18 protein-coding genes are annotated in these 25,136 nt (G+C 72.0%); 9 read left to right on the top strand and 9 right to left on the bottom strand.

The features are described 5' to 3' along the window. Positions 1-138: 138 nt before the first annotated feature. Positions 139-909 (top strand): DUF4142 domain-containing protein, encoded by a 771-nt coding sequence (locus tag LZ604_RS08740; protein WP_234513909.1) that lies wholly within the window; start codon positions 139-141, stop codon positions 907-909. A gap of 56 nt (positions 910-965) precedes the next feature. Here LZ604_RS08740 and hemQ read toward each other — a convergent pair whose 3' ends face one another. Together hemQ and hemG are read right to left on the bottom strand one after the other, a co-directional pair. Further along, complete coding sequence (gene hemQ / locus LZ604_RS08735; RefSeq protein WP_234513908.1) at positions 966-1,697, bottom strand: hydrogen peroxide-dependent heme synthase; 732 nt, start codon at positions 1,695-1,697, stop codon at positions 966-968. 4 nt (positions 1,698-1,701) lie between these two features. Continuing rightward, positions 1,702-3,159, bottom strand: a complete 1,458-nt coding sequence (hemG, locus tag LZ604_RS08730) for a protoporphyrinogen oxidase (protein WP_234513906.1) — start codon at positions 3,157-3,159, stop codon at positions 1,702-1,704. 160 nt (positions 3,160-3,319) lie between these two features. On the opposite strand from hemG, the gene LZ604_RS08725 reads away from it, so the two are divergent. Further along, positions 3,320-4,273: a DUF4349 domain-containing protein gene (locus LZ604_RS08725; protein ID WP_234513904.1), complete on the top strand. Its 954-nt coding sequence runs from the start codon at positions 3,320-3,322 to the stop codon at positions 4,271-4,273. Between the two features lie 28 nt (positions 4,274-4,301). Further along, complete coding sequence (locus tag LZ604_RS08720) at positions 4,302-5,699, top strand: FAD-dependent oxidoreductase (RefSeq protein WP_234513902.1); 1,398 nt, start codon at positions 4,302-4,304, stop codon at positions 5,697-5,699. A 48-nt stretch (positions 5,700-5,747) separates the two neighbouring features. Here LZ604_RS08720 and LZ604_RS08715 read toward each other — a convergent pair whose 3' ends face one another. Further along, a complete protein-coding gene (locus LZ604_RS08715; protein ID WP_234513900.1) occupies positions 5,748-6,086 on the bottom strand; it encodes a hypothetical protein in 339 nt (112 codons plus the stop codon). 125 nt (positions 6,087-6,211) lie between these two features. Between LZ604_RS08715 and LZ604_RS08710 the strand changes: the two genes are divergently transcribed. Next, entirely contained in the window at positions 6,212-7,030 is an 819-nt protein-coding gene (locus LZ604_RS08710; protein ID WP_234513899.1) for a rhomboid family intramembrane serine protease, read from the top strand. Between the two features lie 33 nt (positions 7,031-7,063). On the opposite strand, the gene hemE is transcribed toward LZ604_RS08710, so the two are convergent. Beyond that, positions 7,064-8,131, bottom strand: a complete 1,068-nt coding sequence (gene hemE / locus LZ604_RS08705; RefSeq protein WP_234513898.1) for a uroporphyrinogen decarboxylase — start codon at positions 8,129-8,131, stop codon at positions 7,064-7,066. Between the two features lie 315 nt (positions 8,132-8,446). Here hemE and LZ604_RS08700 point away from each other — a divergent pair, with 315 nt between their 5' ends. From LZ604_RS08700 to LZ604_RS08680, 5 genes are all read left to right on the top strand, one after another. Beyond that, positions 8,447-9,115, top strand: a complete 669-nt coding sequence (locus tag LZ604_RS08700) for a DUF3000 domain-containing protein (protein WP_234513897.1) — start codon at positions 8,447-8,449, stop codon at positions 9,113-9,115. A 311-nt stretch (positions 9,116-9,426) separates the two neighbouring features. Then, positions 9,427-10,089 carry a response regulator transcription factor gene (locus LZ604_RS08695; protein WP_003993737.1) on the top strand — a complete coding sequence of 221 codons (663 nt, stop codon included), beginning with the start codon at positions 9,427-9,429 and terminating at the stop codon, positions 10,087-10,089. A 319-nt stretch (positions 10,090-10,408) separates the two neighbouring features. Next, positions 10,409-11,683 carry a ribonuclease D gene (locus tag LZ604_RS08690; RefSeq protein ID WP_234513896.1) on the top strand — a complete coding sequence of 425 codons (1,275 nt, stop codon included), beginning with the start codon at positions 10,409-10,411 and terminating at the stop codon, positions 11,681-11,683. Between the two features lie 771 nt (positions 11,684-12,454). Then, positions 12,455-13,672 (top strand): thiolase family protein, encoded by a 1,218-nt coding sequence (locus LZ604_RS08685; protein WP_234513895.1) that lies wholly within the window; start codon positions 12,455-12,457, stop codon positions 13,670-13,672. Beyond that, positions 13,669-15,798 carry a 3-hydroxyacyl-CoA dehydrogenase NAD-binding domain-containing protein gene (locus LZ604_RS08680; RefSeq protein WP_234513894.1) on the top strand — a complete coding sequence of 710 codons (2,130 nt, stop codon included), beginning with the start codon at positions 13,669-13,671 and terminating at the stop codon, positions 15,796-15,798. Before LZ604_RS08685 ends, LZ604_RS08680 begins: the two co-directional genes overlap by 4 nt. Positions 15,799-15,960: 162 nt before the next feature. Here LZ604_RS08680 and LZ604_RS08675 read toward each other — a convergent pair whose 3' ends face one another. The 5 genes from LZ604_RS08675 to LZ604_RS08655 all read right to left on the bottom strand — a co-directional run bounded on the left by LZ604_RS08675 (position 15,961) and on the right by LZ604_RS08655 (position 25,069). Then, positions 15,961-17,931 (bottom strand): PIG-L family deacetylase, encoded by a 1,971-nt coding sequence (locus LZ604_RS08675; protein ID WP_234513893.1) that lies wholly within the window; start codon positions 17,929-17,931, stop codon positions 15,961-15,963. Positions 17,932-17,974: 43 nt separating this feature from the next. Continuing rightward, positions 17,975-20,848, bottom strand: a complete 2,874-nt coding sequence (locus tag LZ604_RS08670) for a stealth family protein (protein WP_234513892.1) — start codon at positions 20,846-20,848, stop codon at positions 17,975-17,977. 8 nt (positions 20,849-20,856) lie between these two features. Then, positions 20,857-21,822, bottom strand: coding sequence for a hypothetical protein (locus tag LZ604_RS08665; RefSeq protein WP_372482111.1), 966 nt, complete (start codon positions 21,820-21,822; stop codon positions 20,857-20,859). Beyond that, a complete protein-coding gene (locus tag LZ604_RS08660; protein WP_505016490.1) occupies positions 21,819-23,624 on the bottom strand; it encodes a stealth family protein in 1,806 nt (601 codons plus the stop codon). Before LZ604_RS08660 ends, LZ604_RS08665 begins: the two co-directional genes overlap by 4 nt. A 329-nt stretch (positions 23,625-23,953) precedes the next feature. Next, entirely contained in the window at positions 23,954-25,069 is a 1,116-nt protein-coding gene (locus tag LZ604_RS08655) for a PLL family lectin (RefSeq protein ID WP_372482116.1), read from the bottom strand. Between the last annotated feature and the right edge of the window lie 67 nt (positions 25,070-25,136).

The raw sequence follows: 25,136 nt of genomic DNA, 5'->3' as shown, positions 1-25,136 counted from the left end.
CAGGCGCAGGGCATTGGACGCGTCATGCCCGCTTTCCAACTGTTTCTTCTCATAGGGCAGTTGACTCGGGCTGCGCAGTAATATGCCGAACCGCACCCGAAACGCAGCAGCGTGCGGTGCCGCAAGCAGGAGGGCACCATGCGATCCAGACCCGTGAAAGGCCGAGGAATCCTCAGTGGCACCGGGATCCTCATCACCTTGCTCGCGGGGACCCTCGCCGCCCTGGTCTTCCCTGTCTGGTCCTACGCGGACCGCTCCGGCACCGGCCTGGACACCCTGAACGCCCAGACCTTCTCGACGAGCTACGGCCCGCTGTCCGCGCTGGACCGGGACTTCATCACCCGGGTCCGGCTGGCCGGGCTGTGGGAGCTGCCGGCGGGGCAGCAGGCCGAGCAGAAGGGCACCACCCAGGCCGTCCGGACCGCGGGAGAGCACCTCGTCGAGGGCCACACGTTCCTGGACGCGCGCGTCCGCGATGTCGCCGGGCGGCTCGGTCTCGCCCTGCCCAACCAGCCCAACGCGCAGCAGCGCCAGTGGCTGGAGACCCTGAACACGGCCCAGGGCGAGGAGTACGACCGCGACTTCGCCAACCTTCTGCGCCAGGCCCACGGCAAGGTCTTCACCGTCGTCGCCCAGGTCCGCGCAACCACCCGCAACTCGCTGGTGCGGGCCCTCGCCGACGACGCGAACGCCACCGTGCTCGACCACATCAAGGTCCTGGAGGCCACCGGCTACGTCGACTTCGACGCGCTGGCCCGGGACGCGGCCACCGCCGCCCCGCCGCCGCTCACCGCTTCCCCCGCTCCGCCGGGCCCCACGGAGCAGCCGGGCACACCCGTTCCGGCGACGCCGTCGGAGGCGTATCCGCTGCCGCCGGCCGCTTCCAGCCCTCCCCCCGTGACAGGCTGACGCGCCGGGCGTCCGTGGGGACGTCCGGCGCATGCGTCGCGGTCAGCGGTCAGCGGTCAGGCGAGAGAGGCGACCAGCTCGGCCACCGACTTCCGGCGGCCGGTGAAGAAGGGGACCTCCTCGCGGACGTGCATCCGGGCCTCCGAGCCACGCAGGTGGCGCATGAGGTCGACGATGCGGTGCAGCTCGTCGGCCTCGAAGGCGAGGACCCACTCGTAGTCGCCGAGCGAGAAGGAGGCGACCGTGTTGGCGCGCACGTCCGGGTAGCCGCGGGCCATCTTGCCGTGGTCCGCGAGCATGCGGCGGCGGTCCTCGTCCGGCAGCAGATACCAGTCGTACGAGCGAACGAACGGGTAGACGCTGACGTAGTTGCGCGGCGTCTCGTCGGCGAGGAACGCCGGGATGTGCGAGCGGTTGAACTCGGCCGGGCGGTGCAGCGCCATGTTCGACCAGACCGGAGTGAGGGCGCGGCCCAGCTTCGTGCGGCGGAAGAGGTTGTACGCCTCCTGCAGCTGGTCGCTGGTCTCCGCGTGCCACCAGATCATGAGGTCGGCGTCGGCGCGCAGGCCGGACAGGTCGTACGTGCCGCGGATCGTCACGTCCTTCGCGGCGAGCTGGTCGAACAGCTCCTGCACCTCGTCGGCGTAACCGGCGCGGTCCTCGGGCAGCACGTCCTTCAGCTTGAAGACGGACCACAGCGTGTAGCGGATGACCTCGTTGAGGTCCTTGGCCAGCTTGCCCTTGTTCGGGATCCTGCCGGACTCGGTGGTGGGGGCGTCGTCACTCATGTGCCTATTCTCCCGCTCCGCCGTGGAGGCTCTGCACCGGGTTGGCGGTGAGCTGCTGCACAGCGCGCAGGTCGCCGCCCAGTTGGTCCACGGCCGCGTGCGCGCTCGCGATGCAGGCCGGGATGCCGACGCCGTCGTAGGCCGCACCGCACACGGCGAGACCCGGGAGGCGTGCGATGTGGTCGCGGATACGGACCACGCGTGCGTGGTGACCGACGGGGTACTGGGGCAGGCCGTCGGTCCAGCGGGTGACGCGGGTCTCCACCGGAGCGGCGTCCAGACCGGTCGCCTCCCGCAGGTCGTGGCGCGAGGCGGCCACGAGGTCGGCGTCCTCGTGCTCGAGGATCTCGGTCTCCCCGTACCGGCCGACGGACGTCCTCAGGACGAGCACGTCCGGGTTCTCGTCGGCGATCCAGCCCCACTTCCGGGAGGCGAAGGTCGATGCCTTGATCGTGCGCCCGTCGACCGGCGGCACCAGGAAGCCGCTGCCCTCCGGGAGGGCGGCGCCCGCGCGGCGGTAGGCGAGAGTGACCAGGGCCATGGAGGCGTACTCGACGGTGCGCAGCTCGGCGGCGGCCCCGGGGGACGCGGTGCCCAGCAGGCGGGCGGCCTGCGGGGCGGGAGTGGCGACGATCACCGCGTCCGACTCGATCAGGTGGTCCCCGGCCAGGACCTCCCATACTCCGGGAGTGCGCCGCAGCCGGTCCGCGACGGTGTTCAGGAGGATCTCGCCGCCCTTGGCCCGCACCGACTCCGCGACGGCGAGCGGGAGTCGGCCGACGCCGCCCTCGATACCCATGAACACCGGGCCGGTCTGCGCGGCCGCGGCCGCCTTCGCCTGGATCTCGCGGACCGCTTCCGTCAGCGAGTCATGGGCCTTCGCGGCCTCGAAGAGCTGCGGCACCGCCGAACGCATCGAGATGCGGTACGCGTCGCCCGCGTACACCCCGCCGAGCAGGGGCTCCACCAGGCGGTCGACGACCTCGTGGCCGAGGCGCTCCGCCACGTACTCCCCGACCGCGACATCGTCGCCGATCTCCGTGCGCGGCAGCAGCGCGTCGCGCTCGATGCGGCGCAGTCCGTCCTCGGTGAGCAGCCCGAGGAGGGCGGAGGCGGTGCCGGGGACGCCCATGACATGACCCTTGGGCATCGGCCGCAGGGCGCCGCGGGTCCAGATCGAGGCGGTCGCCGTGGCCGGCGGCTGGAGGCGCTCCCCGAGGCCCGCCGCACGGGCCAGCGCCACCGCCTCGGGCCGCCGTGCCAGCATCGACTCGGCCCCGAGGTCGACCCGCACGCCCGCGATCTCACCGGGCAGCAGCTTGCCGCCGACCCGGTCGGACGCCTCGAGGACCGTCACGCGCGCACCCCGGTCCAGCAGCCGGTGGGCGGCGGCCAGCCCCGCGATCCCGCCTCCGATGACGACGACGTGCCCGGCGTCCGCGCGGGCGTGCAGTGCGCTCATGTCCCCCAGCCTCTCAGACCCCACGGACAGTCCCGCAGGGGCCCTGTGTCCCCGCCGAGTCCCGACCGTGACCGCACCGGAACCGGATCCGGCCAAACGTTCCGGCCGGGTGCGGCGTCGAAGGAGCGTCCGTCACGACAACCCCCGGGGGTAGGACCGTATGCACTCTCCACGTTCGGCTCGGCCGGTCCGGGCGCTGGCCGCCACGCTGCTCGTCGCGGCCCTCGCGCTCGCGGGCTGCGGATCGGGGGATGACGACAAGAGCACCACGAGCGCGAGCGGGGCGAAGGCCGCCGCGCCCGACGCGGCCCAGGGAGCGGCCGGGAGCGGCGCGGGCGGGGCCTCCCGGAGCCGCGCCACCGTTCCCCGGCTCACCGGGAACGCCATCATCCGGACGGCGTCCCTCACCGTGCGGGTGAAGGACGTCCCCAAGGCGCTCGAGGAGGCGCGGGCGACCGCCGAGAACGCGGGCGGGTTCGTCGGCAGCGAGAACACCGGCCGCGACGCCGGGGGACACGAGCGCACCCGGCTGGTCCTGCGAGTTCCCGCCGGGAAGTACGACGAGGTGCTCGCGGCGCTCGAAGGCACGGGCACGCTCGTCGAGCGCACCTCCAGGGCCGAGGACGTCACCGACCAGGTCGTCGACGTCGACAGCCGGGTCAAGTCCCAGCGGGCCGCCGTGGCGCGGGTGCGGGAGCTGATGGACAGGGCCACCGGCATCCGTGATGTGGTGGCTCTGGAGGGCGAGTTGAACACGCGCCAGGCCGATCTGGAGGCGTTGCTGGCCCGGCAGGCGGCTCTGAAGGACCGCACGACTCTGGCCACCATCAGCCTGTCGCTGTCCGCGGCACCGGTGAAGAGGACGGCGAAGGAGAACGGGCCGGGCTTCGTGGACGCGCTGGCCGGTGGCTGGCATGCCTTCGTCACGCTGTTGCGGTGGATCGCCCTGGCGATCGGGGCGACGCTGCCCTTCGCGGTGCTCGCCACGCTGCTGGTACTGCTGTGGCTGCGGGCCGTGCGCCCCCGGCTGTCCGCGCGTGGGGCGGCGGCGCCGGCCCCGCTCCCGGCGGCCGGTGCGGTGCCCGGGCAGGAGGAGCGGGGAGAGCGGGACTGAGGGTGACACTCCCCCGTAGCGTGTGGGCATGAGTATGAGCCGTACGAGAGAGCGCCTGGTCGTCATCGGGGGCGATGCGGCGGGCATGAGCTCCGCATCGCAGGCACGCCGCCTCAAGGGCCCGGACGAGCTGGAGATCGTGGCATTCGAACGCGGCCACTTCTCCTCGTACTCGGCGTGCGGCATCCCGTACTGGGTGGGCGGCGACGTCAGCGACCGGGACCGGCTGATCGCCCGCACACCGGAAGAGCACCGGGCGCGCGGCATCGATCTGCGGATGCGGACGGAGATCACGGAGATCGATGTCGCGCGCTGCCGGGTACGCGCGCGTGACGCCGATTCCGGTGCCGAGACCTGGACGTCGTACGACAAGCTCGTGATCGCGACCGGTGCCCGCCCGATCCGCCCCGACCTGCCCGGCATCCACGCGCCCGGGGTGCACGGGGTGCAGACCCTCGACGACGGCCAGGCCCTGCTGGACACGCTGGCAAGCACCGAGGGGCGCCGCGCGGTGGTCGTCGGCGCGGGCTACATCGGCGTGGAGATGGCCGAGGCGCTGATCAACCGTGGTTACGAGGTCACGGTCGTCAACCGCGGCAGCGAGCCCATGGCGACCCTCGACCCGGACATGGGCCGGCTGGTGCGCGACGCCATGGAGGGTCTGGGGATCACCATGGTGAACGACGCCGCCGTCACCGGGATCCTCACGAAGGACGGGAGCCGGCCGGCGGTCCGGGCGGTCGCCACGGACGAGGCGGAGTACCCGGCCGACGTGGTGATCCTCGGGATCGGCGTACGCCCGGAGAGCGCCCTGGCGAAGGCTGCCGGTCTGCCGCTCGGCGAGCACGGCGGGCTGCTCACGGACCTGGCGATGCGGGTGCGCGGCCACGAGAACATCTGGGCGGGCGGCGACTGCGTCGAGGTGCTCGACCTCGTCGCTGGTCGCGAACGGCATATCGCGCTGGGCACCCACGCCAACAAGCACGGGCAGGTCATCGGCACCAACGCGGGCGGCGGCTACGCGACGTTCCCGGGCGTGGTCGGCACGGCCGTGAGCAAGGTCTGCGACCTGGAGATCGCGCGCACCGGGCTGCGCGAGAAGGACGCGCGGCGGGCCGGGCTCCAGTACGAGGTGGTCGTCGTCGAGTCGACCAGCCGCGCGGGCTACTACCCGGACGCCGCGCCCATGACCGTCAAGATGCTCGCCGAACGCCGTACGGGGCGGCTGCTCGGCGTGCAGATCGTCGGCCGGGAGGGCGCGGCCAAGCGCGTCGACATCGCGGCGGTGGCGCTGACGGCACGGATGACGGTGGAGGAGATGACAGCGCTCGACCTGGGGTACGCACCGCCTTTCTCCCCGGTGTGGGACCCGGTCCTGGTGGCCGCGCGCAAGGCGGCCGCGGCGGTGCGGAAGGCGCCCCGGTAGGCGACGCATCCGGCCGCGGTTCCCGTGGCGTCGCGGGGCGATGCCCGCTCAGGCCGTCTCGTGCTGGCCGACTCCGTTGATCCTCTCGATCGCCTGCCGGGCCTGCTCGGCCGGCGGCCGCGACGGCAGCGAGGACACGGACGCGCTGGAGGTCACGGCGGCCGGCTGGGGCTGCGCGGCCGGCTTGGCGTGCGCGGCGGGCCGGGTGGAGCGCAGACGGTGGCTGACGGCCTCGTCGAGCGTCACGGGACGCTGCATCTGGGAGGCCAGCCGCCCGGCCTCCTGGCCGAGCCGGGCAACGTCCTCCCAGGGCAGGCGGACCACGAGCGCCAGCTCGGCCTCGCCGTCGGGCAGAGCGTGTATCGGAGGAGTAACTCTGTCGTTCATCGCCTGTTCCTCACGTCGTCCCCGCGACACGGCTTGCCCGCACCGCGGCCGGTTGAGGAGACATACGCACGGGCGGAGCGCCACGTTCACCGATTTGCCGGTCGCATCCAGGGCACTACTTCCTTGTGGTCATCCCCGTTCATGACGTGAACCCGGTGCGGCGCACGCCCTATGTGACGTATGCGCTGATCGCGGCCAACTTCGTCGTCTTCCTGTTCACCCCCGGCATAGCGGGCTCGGTGGCGGGACAGAGCGACCTGTCCCAGCTGTGTCACCTCCAGGCGTTCCTGCAGCATTACGCGGCGGTGCCCCGTGAGTTGATCCACGATCAGCTTCCGCGGCTGGTGCCCTCGGGTGCGGTGGGCATCGGCCCGCACGGGCCGGGCTGCGTGGTGGGCCAGCCGGAGTACCACAAGTCGCCGCTGGTGTCCGTCTTCACGGCCATGTTCCTGCACGGCAGCTGGCTGCACCTGCTCGGCAACATGCTGTTCCTGCTGATCTTCGGCAACAACATCGAGGACCGCCTGGGCCACATCCGGTTCGCGCTCTTCTATGTGGCGTGCGGGTACGCCGCCGCGTACGGCTTCGCGTATCTCAACGGCACTTCGGGCGAACCGCTGATCGGTGCGTCAGGCGCGATCGCGGGGGTGCTCGGCGCGTATCTGGTCCTCTACCCCAGGGTCAGGGTCTGGATCCTGGTGCCGTTCCTGCTCTTCCTGCCGCTGCGACTGCCCGCGTGGACGGTGCTGGGCTTCTGGTTCGTGCTCCAGGCGCTCTACTCGTCCGGGACAGGGGTCTCCAAGGCCGGGACGGTGGCGTACGCGGCCCATGTGGTCGGCTTCCTCGTGGGCATGGCCCTGGCCTGGCCGCTGCGCCAGGGCACCCCGCCGCCGCCCGAGCCGCGCGGTGTGCAGTGGGGCAGGCGGGCGCGGCCCGGTTGGTGAGACGGCGGACGGGGTCCTTCGGCCTGGGGACGGTCAGCGTGCCGTCTGCGTGTGGACGTACTCCACGAGCCGGGTGAGGGCGTCCGGGTCGGTGTCCGGCATGACGCCGTGGCCGAGGTTGAAGACATGGCCCTCAAGACCGGCGGCGGCGTCGAGCACCTCGCGGGCCTTGGCCTCGACGGCCTCCCTCGGGGCGAAGAGGACCGCCGGATCGAGGTTGCCCTGAAGAGCCTTGCCGGGACCGACGCGTCGGGCCGCCTCGTCGAGCGGGACGCGCCAGTCGACACCGACGACGTCCGCGCCGGCCTCGCCCATCAGACCGAGCAACTCTCCGGTGCCGACGCCGAAGTGGATACGGGGCACGCCGTACGCCTCGACGGCCCGGAAGACCTTGGCCGAGGCGGGCAGCACCGATCGGCGGTAGTCCGCGGGTGCGAGGGCGCCGGCCCACGAGTCGAAGAGCTGCACCGCGGAGGCGCCCGCTTCGATCTGGACCTTCAGGAACGCGGCCGTGATGTCCGAGAGCCGGTCCAGCAGGTCGGCCCACAGCTGCGGGTCGCCGTGCATGAGCGCCTTGGTGTGCTCGTACGTCCGGGAGGGACCGCCCTCGATGAGGTAGCTCGCGAGGGTGAAGGGGGCGCCGGCGAAGCCTATCAGCGGAGTCGCGCCCAGTTCGGCGGTGAGCAGCCGGATGGCCTCCGTGACGTACGAGACGTCCTCGGGGGTCAGGTCGCGCAGCTGCGCCAGGTCGGCGCGGCTGCGGATCGGGTGCGCGACGACGGGGCCGACGCCGGGCTTGATGTCGAGGTCGACGCCGATGGCCTTCAGGGGGACGACGATGTCGCTGAAGTAGATCGCCGCGTCCACGCCGTGCCGGCGGACCGGCTGAAGCGTGATCTCCGTGACCAGCTCGGGCCGCATGCAGGACTCGAGCATGGGGATGCCCTCGCGCACCTTGCGGTATTCGGGCAGGGAGCGACCGGCCTGCCGCATGAACCACACCGGCGTGTGCGGCACGGGCTCGCGCCTGCACGCCTTCAGGAAGGCGGAGTCGTACGTCGCTGTCGGCTGGCCCGTCGCGGGGCGGTCAATGGCACTCACGTCAGAAGTCTCGCACGCCTTACCGGCAGCGCCGCCCGGGTGGGCGGCACCCGGGCCGGGCGGCACCCGAGCCCGGTGCCGCCTCCGCGGACGGGGCTGTGATGCATCACACCGGCTCCGGGGGCGGGGGCCGTCAGACCTCGTGCTGCTCGGCGGCCGGGCACGGCTCGAACCGCTTCTCCGGGGGCGCACCCGCGCGCGGCTCTACCCCGGCGGCGACGGTCGCAACCCCACCGCGCCGTTCCCCGCCAAACCGCCGGAGGCATCGGGTGTCTCTCCCTGCGAACGCGCTTTCTTCCCCTTACTCTTCCCCGCATGGCTGCGGCTCAGGGACGACTGACGGACGGCGCTGGCGGAACGGACGACGCAGGGGAGGAAGACCAGGATGCGAAGGACACGGCGCCACAGCCGTTCCGTGCCGCTGTCGACGCGCTGAGGACCGCGCGCCTGCGGTCCGAGATCGAGATCGAGCCCACACGCCCGCCGCAGCGGCTGGCCCCTTTCGCCTACGCCTTGGAGGCGTCGGTCGTCGCCGAGGACGAGGCCCTGGCCGACGGGCGGCTCGTCCTGCTCCACGAACCGGCCGGGCACGAAGCCTGGCAGGGCACCTTCCGCCTGGTCACCCTGGTGCGTGCGGAACTCGAACCGGAGATGGCCGCGGATCCCCTGCTGCCCGATGTGTGCTGGTCCTGGCTGACGGGCGCCCTCCAGGCCCGCGGGCTGTCGTACGGTGAGCCGAGCGGCACCGTCACGCGCGCGAGCTCCCACTACTTCGGCGGACTCGCCGCGCGCCCTGCCGCCTCCCAGATCGAGATCCGCGCCTCCTGGACACCGCGTGAGAGCCTCGGCGGCGCCCCGGACACCGCCGCCCATCTGGCCTCCTGGTGCGATCTGCTGGCCCAGGTGGCGGGTCTGCCCCCGGCGGGCCCGGGAGACGGCTCTGTGGTGACGCTGCCGCAGCGGCGGGGGCCGCAGCCGCGCTGACGACCATGCGCATGTACGCGACACCCACCCACATGCACGTACGCCACACCTTGTCAATCCCGACTTGACGCCTCTTGCCATCTCTTTGTCGATACGACCACTTTCGGCCCCTTCTCCGCAAAGGACCGAACCGACCCGATCTTCACTTGATCGCTCGCGCGTCCGAATTGCCCGGATTGTTACTCACCAAATCGTGATCATTCTCTAAAGGAGGACGGGTTTGGTGCCGAAGACGACTGTGACCTTGAAAGCACGGTTCGTCCCGGCTTCATCCCCAGAGCCGGCCCCGTCCCGCACCCCCAGGAGGCCTGGTGTCCGTTCTCCTCGAGCAGCCCGCAAGCCTGGTCGCCTACCGCCCGAACAAGCCGACCGCCATGGTGGTCGTGGCCGACCCCCGGGTCCGTTCCACCGTCACCCGCCACCTCTGGGCGCTAGGAGTGCGCGACGTCATCGAGGCGTCGTCGATCGCGGAGGCCCGGCCCCGTATCGGCAACCCGCGTGACATCTGCGTCGCCGACGTCCACCTCCCCGACGGCTCCGGCCTCACCCTGCTGTCGGAGACCCGCGCCGCGGGCTGGCCCAACGGTCTCGCCCTGTCCGCCGCCGACGACATCGGCGCGGTCCGCAACGCCCTCGCGGGCGGAGTGAAGGGTTACGTCGTCACCGGTACGCGCACGAACGTCGGACTCCCCACCCGACCCGGCGCCGCCCCGATCGGCGCCGCCGCCGCTCGCCTGCACCGCCGCCCCCCGGGTGCCCCGAGTCACCCGGGCGGCTACCGCGAACTGTCCGGACGCGAGGTGGAGGTGCTGCGCCTCGTCGCCGAGGGCCAGTCGAACAAGGCGATCGGTGTCTCCATGGGCCTGTCCGCACTGACCGTCAAGAGCCACCTCGCCCGTATCGCCCGCAAGCTGGGCACCGGCGACCGCGCCGGAATGGTGGCGGTGGCCCTCAGGACCGGCATCATCCACTGACCCTCCCCGCACCCGGCACCCGAAGCCCCACGTACCGCAACCGCATCCGACGCTCACCCCTCTCCCCGTCCCCGCATCCCCCGTCCGGACACCCGCATCCCCCACCCAGCCCCTCACCCCGGTCCGCGTCCACGCCGAGCCGCCGCCACCCGGATCCGGGTCACCCATCACCCTCTGGACGCGCCCCGTCCCACGCATCCCGTGAGCACGGGAAGCCCATGCCGCCATGTGACGCACGTGACTGGTTTACGCCCCTCTCGCGCCCGTCGACGGAACGTTCCGTCGACGGGCGCCGTCCACGCACAGATACCCTTGACAGGTGACCGACGCCCAAGAGACCGCAGCAGACAGCCCACTGCGAACCACCGGAGGCGCCCCTCCGGACGTTGTCGAAGCGGCGCCGATCCCGTTGCTGGAGCCGCGCGACGGCATTCCGCCCGTGATCGCCGACGATGCCTCGCTCGCCGAGGTGATCGCCGCTTTCGCGGCAGGCAGAGGCCCCGTCGCCGTCGACGCCGAACGTGCGTCCGGCTACCGATACGGCCAGCGCGCCTATCTCGTCCAGCTGCGCCGCGAGGGCGCGGGCACCGCACTGATCGACCCCGTTGCGTGCCCCGACCTGTCGAGCCTCGGCGAGGCGCTCTCCGGAGTGGAGTGGGTGCTGCATGCCGCCACCCAGGACCTGCCGTGTCTCCGTGAAATAGGCATGCTGCCCACACGCCTGTTCGACACCGAGCTGGCGGGGCGGCTCGCCGGGTACCCGCGGGTGGGCCTCGGCGCCATGGTGGAGAGCGTCCTGGGCTTCGTACTGGAGAAGGGGCACTCGGCCGTCGACTGGTCGACCCGGCCGCTGCCCGAGCCGTGGCTGCGCTATGCCGCCCTCGACGTCGAGCTGCTCGTCGATCTGCGGGACGCCCTGGAGAAGGAGCTGGACCGGCAGGGCAAGCTGGACTGGGCCCGGCAGGAGTTCGAGGCGATCGCCTCCGCGCCGCCCGCCGAGCCGCGCAAGGACCCCTGGCGGCGCACGTCCGGGATGCACAAGGTGCGCCGCCGTCGGCAGATGGCGGCCGTCCGTGAGCTGTGGCAGACCCGCGACCGGATCGCACAGCGCCGGGACGTCTCGCCGGGCAAGGTGCTCGGGGATGCCGCGATCGTCGAGGCCGCGCTGGCCCTGCCGCCGAACATGCATGCCCTGGCCTCGCTGAACGGCTTCGGTCACCGCATGGGCCGGCGCCAGCTGGAGCAGTGGCAGGCCGCGATCGACCGGGCCAAGGCCCTGCCCGAGGCCCAGCTGCCGCAGCCCGGCCAGCCGGTGGCCGGTCCCCCGCCGCCGCGCGCGTGGGCCGACAAGGACCCGGCGGCCGCGGCCCGGCTGTCCGCCGCGCGCGCCGCGGTCTCGGGGCTCGCGGAGCGGCTCACGATGCCGCAGGAGAACCTGATCTCCCCGGACATCGTGCGGCGCCTGTGCTGGGAGCCGCCGAAAACGACCGACGCCGCATCGGTCGCGGCCGCGCTCGCCGGATACGGCGCTCGGCCCTGGCAGGTGGAGCAGGTCACTCCGGTACTGGCGGAAGCACTGTCCACGCACGGCTGACACCGCACACCCGACGCGCGGGCGCGGCCACAAGCCGCCCCGCGCGAGCCGGCCACGGGCACCCCATACCGGAGCGTCCCACTGCGGTGGCCAAGCACAGCCCCCCAACCGCACCGGACCGCCAGGCCGACGACCCTCCCCCATACGGCCAAAGACCCCCGCCCACCCCGCTGCCGGACAGGCACGGACCCCGCACCGGGACGAGCACAGGTACAGGCCGTACCGGGACGGCCACGGGCCCCATAGCGGGCAAGCGCAGAGACAGACACCTTCGCCGGCCCGCCCCGCGCCGAGCACCGCCGCGATCGGCGGATGCCGGCCGCGATACGGCGACGCCGTCCCCTGCGGCCGCGCTCGCCGGATACGGCGCCCGGCCCTGGCACCGGACCGCCAGGCCGACGGCCCTCCCGTACGGCCAAAGGCCCCCGTCCACCCCACTGCCGGACGGGACGGCCACGGGACCCGGCAGGGGCGAGAGCGTCCGCGGCCGACGGCGGCCCGGAGCACGCAACGCACGCACCCGACACGCGGTGCGCCGCACGCATCAACCCCGCCCGCGGCAGCCCACCCGAATCTCACCCGCCTGGTGGAAGCGGAACAGTCCCATCGAAATTGCGCCAACCGGCCTGCGCCCACCCCCTGCCGACGGTGTGACCTTCACCGCTTGGCCCGGCGGGGCTGGGCAGCTTGGTTACCCACAAGTAGCATGGGGCTGAGCGCGCGCTCAGCGCGTCGCAGCAGTGCCATCCCGCACCCTGGAGGAGAGCCATCGTGCCTCGTACCGTCAGGGACGTCGTCTTCGTAGACGGCGTCCGTACCCCGTTCGGCAAGGCGGGCCCGAAGGGCATCTACCACGAGACCCGCGCCGACGACCTCGTCGTGAAGGCGATCCGGGAGCTGCTGCGCCGCAACCCGGGTCTCGACCCGAAGAAGATCGACGAGGTCGCCATCGCCGCGACCACGCAGATCGGCGACCAGGGCCTGACCATCGGCCGTACCGCGGGCATCCTCGCGGGCCTGCCGACCTCGGTGCCCGGCTACTCCATCGACCGCATGTGCGCAGGCGCGCTGACGGCCGTGACGACCACGGCGGGCTCCATCGCGTTCGGCGCCTACGACGCCGTCATCGCCGGTGGTGTCGAGCACATGGGCCGCCACCCGATGGGCGAGGGCGTCGACCCGAACCCGCGGTTCGTGAGCGAGAAGCTGGTCGACGAGTCCGCCCTGTTCATGGGCATGACGGCGGAGAACCTGCACGACCGCTACCCGCACATCACCAAGCAGCGCGCCGACGAGTACGCGGTGCGCTCGCAGGAGAAGGCCGCCAAGGCGTACGCCAACGGCAAGATCCAGCAGGACCTGGTACCGATCTCGGTCCGCCGCACCAACCCCGAGGCCGGCGAGACGGGCTGGGGCCTGGTCACCGCCGACGAGCCGATGCGCCCGGGCACCACCCTGGAGAACCTGGCGAACCTCAAGACGCCGTTCCGCGTCCACGGCCGGGTCACCGCGGGCAACGCGGCCGGTCTCAACGACGGCGCCACCGCCTCGATCATCGCCTCCGAGGACTTCGCGCGCGAGAACGGCCTGCCCGTCAAGATGCGTCTGGTCTCGTACGCCTTCGCGGGCGTCGAGCCCGAGGTCATGGGCTACGGCCCGATCCCGGCGACGGAGAAGGCCCTCGCCAAGGCGGGCCTGTCCATCTCCGACATCGGCCTGTTCGAGATCAACGAGGCCTTTGCCGTGCAGGTCCTGGCCCTTCTCGACCACTACGGCATCGCCGACGACGACGAGCGCGTCAACCAGTACGGCGGCGCCATCGCCTTCGGTCACCCGCTCGCCTCCTCCGGCGTCCGTCTGATGACGCAGCTGGCCCGCCAGTTCGAGGAGCAGCCGCAGGTCCGTTACGGCCTGACCACCATGTGCGTCGGCTTCGGCATGGGCGCGACGGTCATCTGGGAGAACCCGCACTTCGAGGGGGACAAGTGAGCACCACCGCTGAGCTGCTGAAGGGTGCGGCCGAGCTGTTCCCGGGCGAGGTCGTCACGCAGGCGCACGTACGCCACTTCGACCTGCCGCTGAACGCCGGGCGCTTCGCCCTGGTCACCCTCGACAACGGCCTGGACCACACCAAGCCGACCACCTTCGGCCCGCAGTCGCTGGCGAACCTCAACGCCGCGATCGACCAGGTCGAGAAGGAGGCCGCGGACGGCGACATCGTCGGTGTCGGCATCACCGGCAAGCCGTTCATCTTCGCGGTCGGCGCCGACCTCAAGGGCGTCGAGCTGCTGAAGCGGCACGAGGACGCGCTGGCCATCGGCAAGGGCGGCCACGAGGTCTTCAAGCGCCTGTCCAAGCTGGCCGTCCCGACGTTCGCCTACTACAACGGCGCGGCGATGGGCGGCGGCGTCGAGGTCGGCCTGCACTGCACCTACCGCACGGTGTCCGCGTCCCTCCCGGCCTTCTCCCTGCCCGAGGTGTTCCTCGGCCTGGTCCCGGGCTGGGGCGGCTGCACCCTGCTGCCGAACCTGATCGGCGCCGACAAGGCCGTCTCGGTCATCATCGAGAACTCGCTCAACCAGAACAAGCAGCTCAAGGGCAAGCAGGTCTACGAGCTGGGCATCGCCGACGCCCTCTTCGAGGGCGCCGACTTCCTGGAGCAGTCGCTGATCTGGACGGCGTCCGTCCTCAAGGGCGACATCGTCGTCGAGCGCCCCGTGATCGACCGCGGTGAGGCCTGGGACCAGGCCGTCGCCAAGGGCCGCTTCATCGCCGACGGCAAGGTGCACGGCGCGGCCCCGGCCGCCTACCGCGCGCTCGACATCATCGCCGCGGCCAAGAACGGTGACCTGCAGCAGGGTTACGACGCCGAGGACCAGGCCCTCGCGGACCTGATCATGGGCGGCGAACTGCGCGCCGGCATCTACGCCTTCAACCTGGTGCAGAAGCGCGGCAAGCGTCCCGCGGGTGCGCCCGACAAGAACCTGGCGCGCCCGGTCACCAAGGTGGGCGTGGTGGGCGCGGGTCTGATGGCCTCGCAGCTCGCCCTGCTCTTCCTGCGCCGCCTCGAGGTCCCGGTCGTCCTCACGGACATCGACCAGGAGCGCATCGACAAGGGTGTGGGCTATGTCCACGCCGAGATCGACAAGCTGCTCGCCAAGGGCCGCGTCAACCAGGACAAGGCCAACCGCCTCAAGGCGCTGGTGTCCGGTGTCCTGGACAAGGCTGAGGGCTTCGCGGACGCGGACTTCGTCATCGAGGCCGTGTTCGAGGAGATGTCGGTCAAGCAGAAGGTGTTCGCGGAGGTCGAGGCGGTCGCGCCCGCGCACGCGATCCTCGCGACCAACACCTCCTCGCTGTCGGTGACGGAGATGGCGTCGAAGCTGAAGCACCCCGAGCGGGTCGTCGGCTTCCACTTCTTCAACCCGGTCGCGGTGCTGCCGCTGCTGGAGATCGTCCGCGGCGAGACGACCGACGACGCGTCGCTCGCCACGGCGTTCGCCGTCGCCAAGAAGCTGAAGAAGACCGCGGTTCTGGTCAAGGACGCCCCGGCGTTCGTGGTCAACCGCATCCTCACCCGCTTCATGGGCGAGATCCAGAACGTCATCGACGAGGGCACCCCGGTCGAGGTCGCGGAGAAGGCGGTCGAGCCGCTCGGTCTCCCGATGTCCCCGCTGGTGCTGCTGGAGCTCGTCGGCCCGGCGATCGGCCTGCATGTCTCGGAGACCCTCAACAGGGCGTTCCCGGAGCGCTTCACGGTCTCCCCGAACCTCAAGGCGGTCGTCGAGGCGGGCAAGCGGGGCTTCTACGTCTACGACAGCGGCAAGCCGGAGCTGGACCCGGAGGTCGCCGCGCTGCTGAAGCAGGGCGACACGGTCCTGACCGAGGAGCAGGTGCGCGCGCGCGTGCTGGACGCGGTCGCGCAGGAGATCGGTCTGATGCTCGAGGAGGGCGTCGTGGCCGAGGCCCAGGACATCGACCTGTGCCTGATCACGGGCGCGGGCTGGCCCTTCCACCTGGGCGGCATCACGCCGTACCTGGACCGCGAGGGTGTCTCCGAGCGGGTGACCGGCAAGCGCTTCCTGGAGCCGGGCGTGGCGTCGGTTCCGGCGTAACCGCCGTGACGACGCCGGCGGCCGACCGCCGTGCGTGACAAGGGCCTCCGCTCTGCGCGGAGGCCCTTCGTCGTACGGCGCCCGGGCCGTCCGGGCCCTGCCCGGCCTCGGCGGCCCGGGCCCCCGGTTTCCCCGGGTCGGCGTGCCCCGTCGCCGGGAGGGTCAGCCGGTCACCATCCAGGGGCCGAACTCGGGTGACCCGGGAGCGGCTTGGCGGGAGACGGCCAGGCGGCCGTCCGCTCCGAGCACCGCGATCGTGGCGCGGCCCAGCGCGTCGAAGGCGGCCGCGGGCGCATGCGCGATCGTGCCGCCCAGCGCGGTCGTGGGCAGTTCCCGCCAGGACTCGTCGCCCGGCAGGAAACGGTAGGCGACCCCGCCCAGGTCTCCGCGCGTGACGACGAGCGTGCCCGTCTCGGGGGACGGTCCCGCGGCGAGGGCGATCGCGCCGAAGCCGCCGCGACCTCCGATCGACGCCGCCGGCTTGGCCCACCGACCCCCCGGGGCGTCCTCCTGCGCCATCAGCAGACGGCCCGATCCGGGCTGGCGGTAGACGGTCATGACCTGTCCGCCCGGCTGGACGACGGCCGCGGCGGGGCCGGCCGGCACGGTGAGCCGGAAGCGCGGCGCCCTGCTGGGCGGGGCGTCGAGGGAGCTCTGCGACCAGTGGAAGACACCGTCCCGGCTGGCGGCGAACACCTCCACCTGGCCGTTCGGCGCGGTCAGTGCGGCAAGGCCCTCCTGGAGTTCATGGCCGCGCAGGTCGGTCCACTCGCCCCAGGAGCCGTCGGCCTCCTGGACGCGGCTGTGCAGTCCCTGGCCGGCGTTGCGCACGAAGAGATGCAGCCGCCCCCTGCCGTCCCTGGTGACGGCGGGTGCGCCGAGGTGGCGGTCGCGCTGCGGGTCGCCGGCGGAGGGGTTGCCGAGGGTGGTCCAGCCGGGGAACACCCCGTCGGGTTCGGACTGTTCGAGCAGCACGATCTCCCTGGCGTGGCTGCCGTCCGCGGCGAGATGGGACAGGCGTGCGGCGAAGACCTGCCAGCGGCCGTCCGCGGTGAAGCTCACCGCGAGGCCCGGCGCGAGCGGGCCGCCACCGAGGAAGAAGGGGCCGCGCCACTGGTCGCCGCCGGGCTGGGCCTCCAGCCACACCGCGGCCTGCTGATTGACCACGGCGAAGGCCGCCAGTCGGCCCCGCCGGTCGGAGACGAGCCAGTTCGCCCCGGCCGGATGGCGTGGTGCGGTGCTCTGCACCCAGCCCGTGCGCCGGGAGTTCAGACCGACCGCGTAGTCGCCGCTGCCGGCGGGATCCCCGCAGTCGTACCCGTCCGCGGCGCCGTAGACGTTGAGGAAGTACTCCTTCAGTGAGACGGCCTGCGGGCTCAGGTTGTGCGGCCAGCGCTCGTTGTAGTAGCCGCGGTACGCCTCCACGGTGAACGTGCGGTTCTCGGCCGGGCCCTGGTAGCGGTCCAGGGCGAGCCAGGAGAACAGGGCGGCCGCGGTGTGGTCGCAGTGGTCCGAGAGGTCGCCGTGGTCGTGCCGCTGCGGGAACTTCTCGTCGTGGACGAGCCGGTCGGGGTCCGGGTCCATGGTGCGCACCAGCGTCGGCCGGACGACGCCCAGGATCTGCACGAGCGTCTCCACCAGACCGGCCCGCGTGTACGCGTGCCCCTCCTGTACGAGGCCGCCGCCGACCACCAGCGTCGGGACCTGTTCGGCCTCCCCGTGCCAGAGCGTGTGCAGGCTGCGCGGCAGGCCCTCCGGGGTGCCGTGCTGGCGGATGTTGAGGAAGATCAGGGTCACCCAGGGCGCGTCGGCGAGGGAGTACACCTCGGCGAGGGCCCCGCCCGCCGTGGGCAGGGTGGCCGGTGTCCAGGCGGCCGTGCGGTCGCCGCACACCATGGCGGCGTACGCGGCCTTGATGCCGTTCTGCCGTGCCTTGCCGTACGCCGCCCGGTCCTCGGCCACCGGCTCCAGCTGCCACGGCCTGGGGTTGCGCCCGTTGGCGTCGCCACTGGTGAGATACACCGTGGTGGTGGGGGTGCCCGCCTTCAGGCCCTGGAAGGTGGCGGGGTTCATGAAGTACAGGTCGTCGTCCGGGTGGGCCACGATCTGCAGCACGGATGCGGGACTGTTCACGTGGTTGCTCCTCCTGACGACGGGGATGACGGGGACGGCGGGGTCACAGCGGCCATCCCGGCAGATAGCCCGCGTGGGCACGCTGGTTGCGCGGTGATCCCGTCTCGAACTGGCTCGGCACCGGGAAGTAGCTCGGCAGGAACGCGGCGAGGATCGCGTCCTGTTCGTCCTCCGGGACGTCACCGTCGTGGTAGTCGTTGAGGCAGAACACGTCGTGCGGGCGCACGGTCAGGATCCGGTTCAGCCGGGGGGCGTGCTCGCTCAGGCCGACGTTGACGAATCCGCACGAGATGCTGCCGGGCACGCTGCGCAGGGTGTGGAAGCCGAAGTAGTGGTGCAGCGACGAGGCGACGGAGATGTCGCTGTGGCTGCGCAGCCTGCTGGCGGCGGTGGTCGCCACCGCGTGCTGGTAGCGGTTCTCGATGTCCTCGAGGACACTGCGCCGCAGCGGGTGCGGCGCGTGCAGGAAGGAGTGCACCAGCGTCTGCCCGAAGTCCCGCTCGATCAGAGCGCGGTTGTTCTTCGCGGCACTGATGTTGAACTCGTCCCCGGCCGACACCGGCGCCATCGGCACGGCCGTCGGCGACATGAAGTGCTTGGCCTGGCCGTTGCCGAGGAAGAACGTCTCGGGTTGCACGGTCCGGCCGAGGAACACGTCGTCGTTGAAGTAGAGGAAGTGCTCGGCCAGGCCCTCGATGTGGTGCAGCCGGCTCTCGATGGCGTGCGAGTTGTAGGTGGGCAGCGCGCCCCGGTCGCCGAAGATCTCCGTGTGGTCCACGACCCGTACGCGCGGATGGCTGAGGTCGAGCCAGTGCGGGACCTGCCGGTCGGTGACGATGTAGATGTGGCGGATCCATGGGGCGTACATGTCGATGGACCGCAGGGAGTAGCGCAGTTCGTCGCGGTCCCGGAAGCGGGCCGCGCTGGTGGCGGCGTCCTCGGTGTCCATGCCCATGGTGGCCAGGACCGCGTTCTTGCGTTCCAGCCACGCCATGTCGGCGCCGTTGACCCAGGTGTAGACGGCGTCGACGGGGAAGGTGATGTCTCCGTGCAGCGCCCGCCCGAAAGCGCCGATCGTCGGGTAGGGGCGACCGCCCAGGGTGAGTGTGCTGCGGTGCATGGCACTGGCCGGCACCCGGTCGCCGATCAGGGTGCGCGCGGGGGCCTTGAGGTGGCTCTCGTCCTCCGGGTCGGTGTCCCAGAAGGTGATGGCGCAGCCGTAGACGGCGCCGAGGCGCAGCAGACGCGACCGGGAGACCACGTTCTGGTACAGCCGGACACCCGAGGACGGGGTGTCGGCGTACGGTGCCGCCAGTCCGGCGAGCACGGTCGCCACCGTCTTCTGCCCCTCGTTGAGCACGGCGGCGTAGACGGCTTCCTCGGCGTACCGGTCGGCGAGCGCCTTGAAGACCGCCTCCTTGTGCACCGCGTGGACGGCGACCGTGTGCCGTACGAGGCGGTCGCGCACGACGAGGTAGGGGATGTCCGCGCCTTCGAGCGCGTTGGCGGCCAGGGCCAGGTTCTGCTGGACGACGTCCCACGGCGACTCCCACTCCAGGAGTCGGCACAGCTGGCCGCCGTCGTTCACCAGCCGGCGGTTCCGCTTGAGCAGCCGCTCCTCCAGCGCGCGCTGGTCGGAGGTGCGCACGGTGGTGGAGGGGGCGGGGGCCGCGGCGGGCACGCTGCCGTCGGGGCCGCTGTAGTAGGCGTGCACGGCCTGCCGCTCGGCCTTGGCCACGGCACGGCGGCCGCTGTCGCGCTCGGCGGCGAGTTCGTGGAAGATGCGCTCCCAGTGGGCGGTGACGACGGTGGGCGAGAACCGGTTGACGGATGCCAGGGCCGCGGCGCCCATCCGCTGCCGCAACTCGGTGTCCTCGATCAGCAGGAGCAGGGCCGAGGCCAGGGCGTCGGTGTCGCCGGGGGGTACGAGGATCCCGGTCTGTCCGTCGACGACCACTTCGCGTGGGCCGTTGGGCGAGTCGTAGGAGACCACGGGGACGCCGGCCGCATGGGCTTCGGCGAGCACCAGGCCGAAGGCCTCGTTGCGGGAGGTCAGCGTGGCGATGCTGGCCTTGGCCCACTCCTCGGCCAGGTGGCGGGAGTTGCCGTTGAGCTGTACGCAGTCGTGCAGCCCGAGCATGTCGATCTGCCGGCGCAGGGAGCCGCTGAGCGGGCCGTCGCCGAAGATCCGCAGCTGCCAGTCCGGGTGGTGCCGGGCCACGGTCGCCCAGGCGGTGACGGCGTGGTCGATCTGCTTCTCCGCCACGAGCCGGCCCGCGATAACCACGGTCCGGGTCCGCAGGGTGGAGCGGGGACGGAAGCCGCTGGGCAGCGCGTTGGGCACCACCTCCAGGCGGGGGGCCGCGGCACCGAGGGTCTCCGCGAACCATTCCCGGGTGCGTTCGCTGAGCACGGCGAGCGCGTCCAGCCGGGAGGCGTAACGGCGCAGCGGCTCTCCGCTGGTGCCGCGCAGTTCCGAGACCCGGTGTTCCTGGTGGATGGTGATCACATGGGCCGGGGCCAGCTGGACGGCGAGTGCCATCAGGGCGGGGGTCGTCGTGATGAGGACGTCGGTGTCCGTGTCCTGGAGGGCGAGTTCGAGTTCCAGGTCGGACAGCCGGTTGAAGGCCGACTCCCAGGACCGGTCGACGATCTGGCTGGGCTGCGCGGCGAGGCCGGCCCACACGGAGTCGTCGACCCCGGTCGGGCGCAGCGGGCGGGGGACGCGTCCGGTGAGGTCCAGGAGGTAGTCCACGCGGACGCGTTCGTCGGGGGTGAAGAACTGCGCCTGATTGCTCTTGAAGACGCTGAGCACGCGGACGTCGTGCCGGGCGGCGAGCTCCGACGCCTGGTTGAACACCGCTCGTTCGGTTCCGCCCACGGCGTCGGCCGTGGTCAGCAGAAAAGTGATCTTCATCGGTCGGTTCAGCCTGCCTCGGGCATGCGCGTGCAGGTGACCCGGAGATTTCCTGCGGGGGTGTAGCGCGGTTGGACGATCATGGGCGGGTGGCCCTGTGGGGTGATGGCCAGTCTGCGCATGGCGAAGACACGCAGCGGGTTGCGTACGTCGTGCAGCCGCCGCCCCGGACGCAGAGAGCGGCCGGTGGAGTCGCGCAGCACAACGTCCCAGTGTTCGGGGCGGCCCCCGCGGGGTGTCATGCCGCTCAGGGGCACGGCGACACGGAAGCGGTCGGGTCCGAGGCTCTCCACGGCCTGCTCGATCCTGCGTCCGGCGGCGAGAAACTCCGCCCGCGGTCCCTCCAGGGACGTGCCCAGCACCCGGACGTCGACGGTGACGCCCGCATGGGTCAGATGCACCTTGGTCACCTCGACGGCGGCGCGGGCGGCCGTGCTGACCACCCGGGCGCTGCCGCGGAAGGAGCGTCCGAGACGGTGCCGCTCCCCGGTCACCGGGGATGCCTCCATGGGCTTGGTCGGTCCCTCGTAGGGAACCGGAGGCTCCGGCAGAATCAGGGACAGCGTGCGCGATCTGCGTCCGGAGTACAGCCGCAGCCGCAGCCGCCACCGCCCGGTGCCGACGGGTGCGCCGCCGAGTTCCGCGCCCAGCAGGACCGCGGCGTCGACCAGGGCCTCGCCGGCCGGCCCCTCGTACACCCGCGCCTCGCAGGGGTACCGGCGGCGGCCGCGGCGCAGGACGATCTCCGCCCGGTCCGGCAGGCCCGCGGCGGGAGGCAGTTGGGCGTGCAGGTTCACGGTCTGGCCGTCGAGGATGGCGGCGTAGTGCAGGAGGGCGGTGCGCTTTCGGCGCAGGGGGACGAACAGGCGCAGCATGAGCCGGATGCGCAGGGCGGCGGCGCGGGCGCGAAGCCGGCGGCGCGGGCCGCCCGCCCCGCCACCTGCCATGGCGGGGCCGGTGGGTCGGGGGGTCATGAGCCGGCGCGTCCCAGCTCGGCGACGCGCGCCGGACGACGGGGCGCCACGATGCCGGAGGCGGTCTCGTAGGGGCTCGGCACCGGGAAGTAGGCGTTCAGGAAGTTCTCGACCATGCGGCTCTGGGCCTCGGGGTCGGCGGCGGTGATCGTGTCGTTCATGCAGAAGGTGTCGAAGTTCCGTCGGGCCAGGAGGGTGTCGAGCCGGCGCTGCGCCAGGTCGTCGGCGAGGTCGACGTAGACGTAGCGGATGTCCCCCACCGTGGCCCGGGCCGAGTGGTAGGCGTAGTAGTGGTGCAGCGAGGAGGCGATGGGGACGTCGTTGGGCGACCGGAAGCGGGAGTGCCGGGTGACCCGGTGCGCCTGGGCGTAGACCTGCTCGATCTCCGCGAGCACACTGCGCCGCAGGGCGTGCGGGGTGTGCTTCATCTTCTGGGAGATGACGGTGCCGAACTGCTGGGCGATCAGTCCGCGGCTGTTCTTGCCGGCCGCGTTCACGGGCAGGTCCTCGGTGCTGGCGCGGCCGGACGGGATCAGGGCCTTGGACTGGAAGAACTTGGTCAGGCCATTGGGGTGGAAGAAATGCGCCGGCTGCACGGGCCGGCCGAAGAACACGTCGTCGTTCAGATAGAGGAAGTGCTCCGCGAGGTCGGGGATGTGGTGCAGCTGGCTCTCGATCGCATGGGAGTTGAAGGTGGGCAGCGCGTCCGGTTCGGAGAAGATCTCCCGGTGGTCCACGACCCGGATCCCGGGGAAGTCGGTGTTCAGCCAGGCCGGCACCTGGCCGGCGGTGACGAGGAAGATGTTGCGCACCCAGGGGGCGTACTGGTGCAGGGAGCGCAGCGAGTACCGCAGTTCGTCGCGGCTGGTGTAGCGGGAGTCGTTCGCGGCCTGCTCGTGCAGGGCGTTCCCCGGGGCGCCGGTGAGCCGGCCGCGTGCCGCGTCCCGTCTCGCCCGCCACACGGGGTCGGTGTCGTCCACCCAGGTGTAGACCACGTCGATCGGGAAGAGGTGGTCGTCGGGCAGTGCGGCGACGAACTCGGGCAGGGTGCGGGCGTGGCCGGTGGTGTATGCGGCAGGTACGGGGCTGAATCGTTTCTGCTCGGCCCAGCAACGGCCCGCGTCGACCGGTACCTCGGTCACCACGCGATTGGGCCGCGGCGCGACCAGTTGGCCGTCCCGCTCCGCCCAGAACTCGATGTCACAGCCCGACTCACGGCCGAAGACCAGGTTTCCGGTGGGGTCGCAGACGTTCCACGCGACGCGCAGCACCCGCTGCCCGCGCAGGGCCCGCCAGCTCGCGGCGGACGCACCGGGACGCATCTGCCCCGGGGAAACGGTGCCGACGTACCCCGGGCTCTCCTGGCACAGCAGCCGCAGCACCTCCTCCACCTCGGCCCGCCGCCCGGCCGGGACGGCCACACAGGGAGTGGGCGACGCGGTACCGCGCACGCAGAAGTGGTCGATCCCGGCCTCGCCCAGGACGGAGACGACGATATGGAGGTTGCGCGCCCGGGCGGCCCACGCGGTCGCCCCGGGCACCTCCATGGCACGGATGTGCTTCCCGGCCACCCGCACGATCCGTATCCGGCCTGCGGAGGTGTGCTTGCGGCCCTTGCGGTTCCCGCCGAGCGCACGGACCACGACGGCGGAACGCACGGCGTCGGCCGAGGCCAGGGAGCGCTTCACCGAGGTGCGCAGCGGAACCGGTACCCGTCGCACGATCCTGCGCCGAGCCCCCACCGGCACCAAAGATCGATATGTCGATACCAGGGCGCTGGCCTCTGGATTGTTGAGGCTCACCTGACTTCCGCACCATCCACTTCGAAACCGGGGCACACCGCCCGGCTGTCCGTCGGCGTCACCGCCGCCCCCCACCCTTGTCACACGTACGCCGGCCCACCGCCCCCCGGCAGCGACTCCGACTCCCCTCCCCTTCCGGCGACCGCACCCCCTAGTGCGGTGACCGGGACCGGCCACGGCGTCTTCACCCTTGACCTGCGGGGCACTTGCCGCTTACCGACGCCTTACCGAACGGACAGAATGTTTACATCTTCACTTCAAACTGTCCAGGAGAAAACTATTTCTTGCCGAGCCTCTGTCATCAATCCCACATCCGGGGCGACTTCGGGTCAGGCATGCACCCAGTCCTGGAACGCGAGCCCGGACCCGGGTGCCTGCCGGGTCACACAGAGGGTGCCGTCCGGATCGAAGGCGGCCAGCACCACACGGCCGTAGACGTCCAGCGCCAGGGCGGGTGCGCCCAGGCAGGAGCGGCCCGTGCCCGTCCACCACAGGCCCGACGACTCGGCCTCCGTACCGCAGACTCCGACCTGAATCCCGCCGTCCGCGCCCCGGTGGGCGAGCACCGTGCAGTCGTATCCGTCGAGGACGGTACGCAGCGCCGCGTTGGCCCCGTCGCCGGGGGCGCCGCCCAGGGGCACCGGCCAGCCTCCGGAGCGGTGACAGACGAGTCCGGACCCGGCCGGATCGGTCCAGAAGCGGGTCAGCCGGCCGGGAGCGGTCTCGAGCACGGCCACGGAACCGGCCAGCGGGACCGGCCGTACGTCGTGGGACCGCTGCGGCGTACCGCCGGATTCCGGCTGGACCCAGTGCAGTGCCGCCTCTGCGGCGGGTGCGAACACCTCGATCCCGCCGCTCGACGTGGCCGTCACGACAAGTCCGTCCCGGACGTCGGTGCCCCGCAGATCGACCCAGGGCTCCCAGCGGCCGCCGCGGCCCTCACGGCGCATCATGAGGCCGCCGCCCGCGTTCCGTGCGAAGACATGGACCGCACCCGCGGTATCCACCGCGGCCGCCGGCACCCCGAAGTGCCGGGCCTTGTCCGGCTCGCGGTGCGGATTGCCGAGGGAACGCCACTCCGTGACCGGACGCCCCGTCTGGTACTGGATCGCGTGCACGACGTCCACGTCCACCCGGCCGTCCTGGTGTCGCCGTTCACGGCGGCCCATGAAGTGGACGTACATGTCCGCGCCCTGGACGACCGTGAGATGGGTGAGGTCCGCGACCGGGAAGAAGGCCGGCTCGGACCAGCGGGGTCCGCCGGGCCGCATCTCGGTCCAGCGCAGCAGTCCGCCCTCGCACGGGGCGTAGGCGGTGAGCCTGCCGTCCTTGCCGCGCACCAGCCATGAGCCAGCAGCGGTACCGGTCACGGCGGACGGCGGTGTGCCGGCGAGGGCCTCGGGGGTGCGACGCCGCTGCGCGGCGCGCGCGGACCGGCCCCGCATGACCATGACGGACTCCTTGCAGAACGCGCCCGGCCTCGGCCCGGGTACCCGGAATTCACGTGGAATT

Source organism: Streptomyces glomeratus (assembly GCF_021462825.1).
Taxonomy (GTDB): domain Bacteria; phylum Actinomycetota; class Actinomycetes; order Streptomycetales; family Streptomycetaceae; genus Streptomyces; species Streptomyces glomeratus.
Note: the sequence above shows the minus strand (reverse complement) of the source record. Positions and strands in the feature narration are given on the sequence as shown.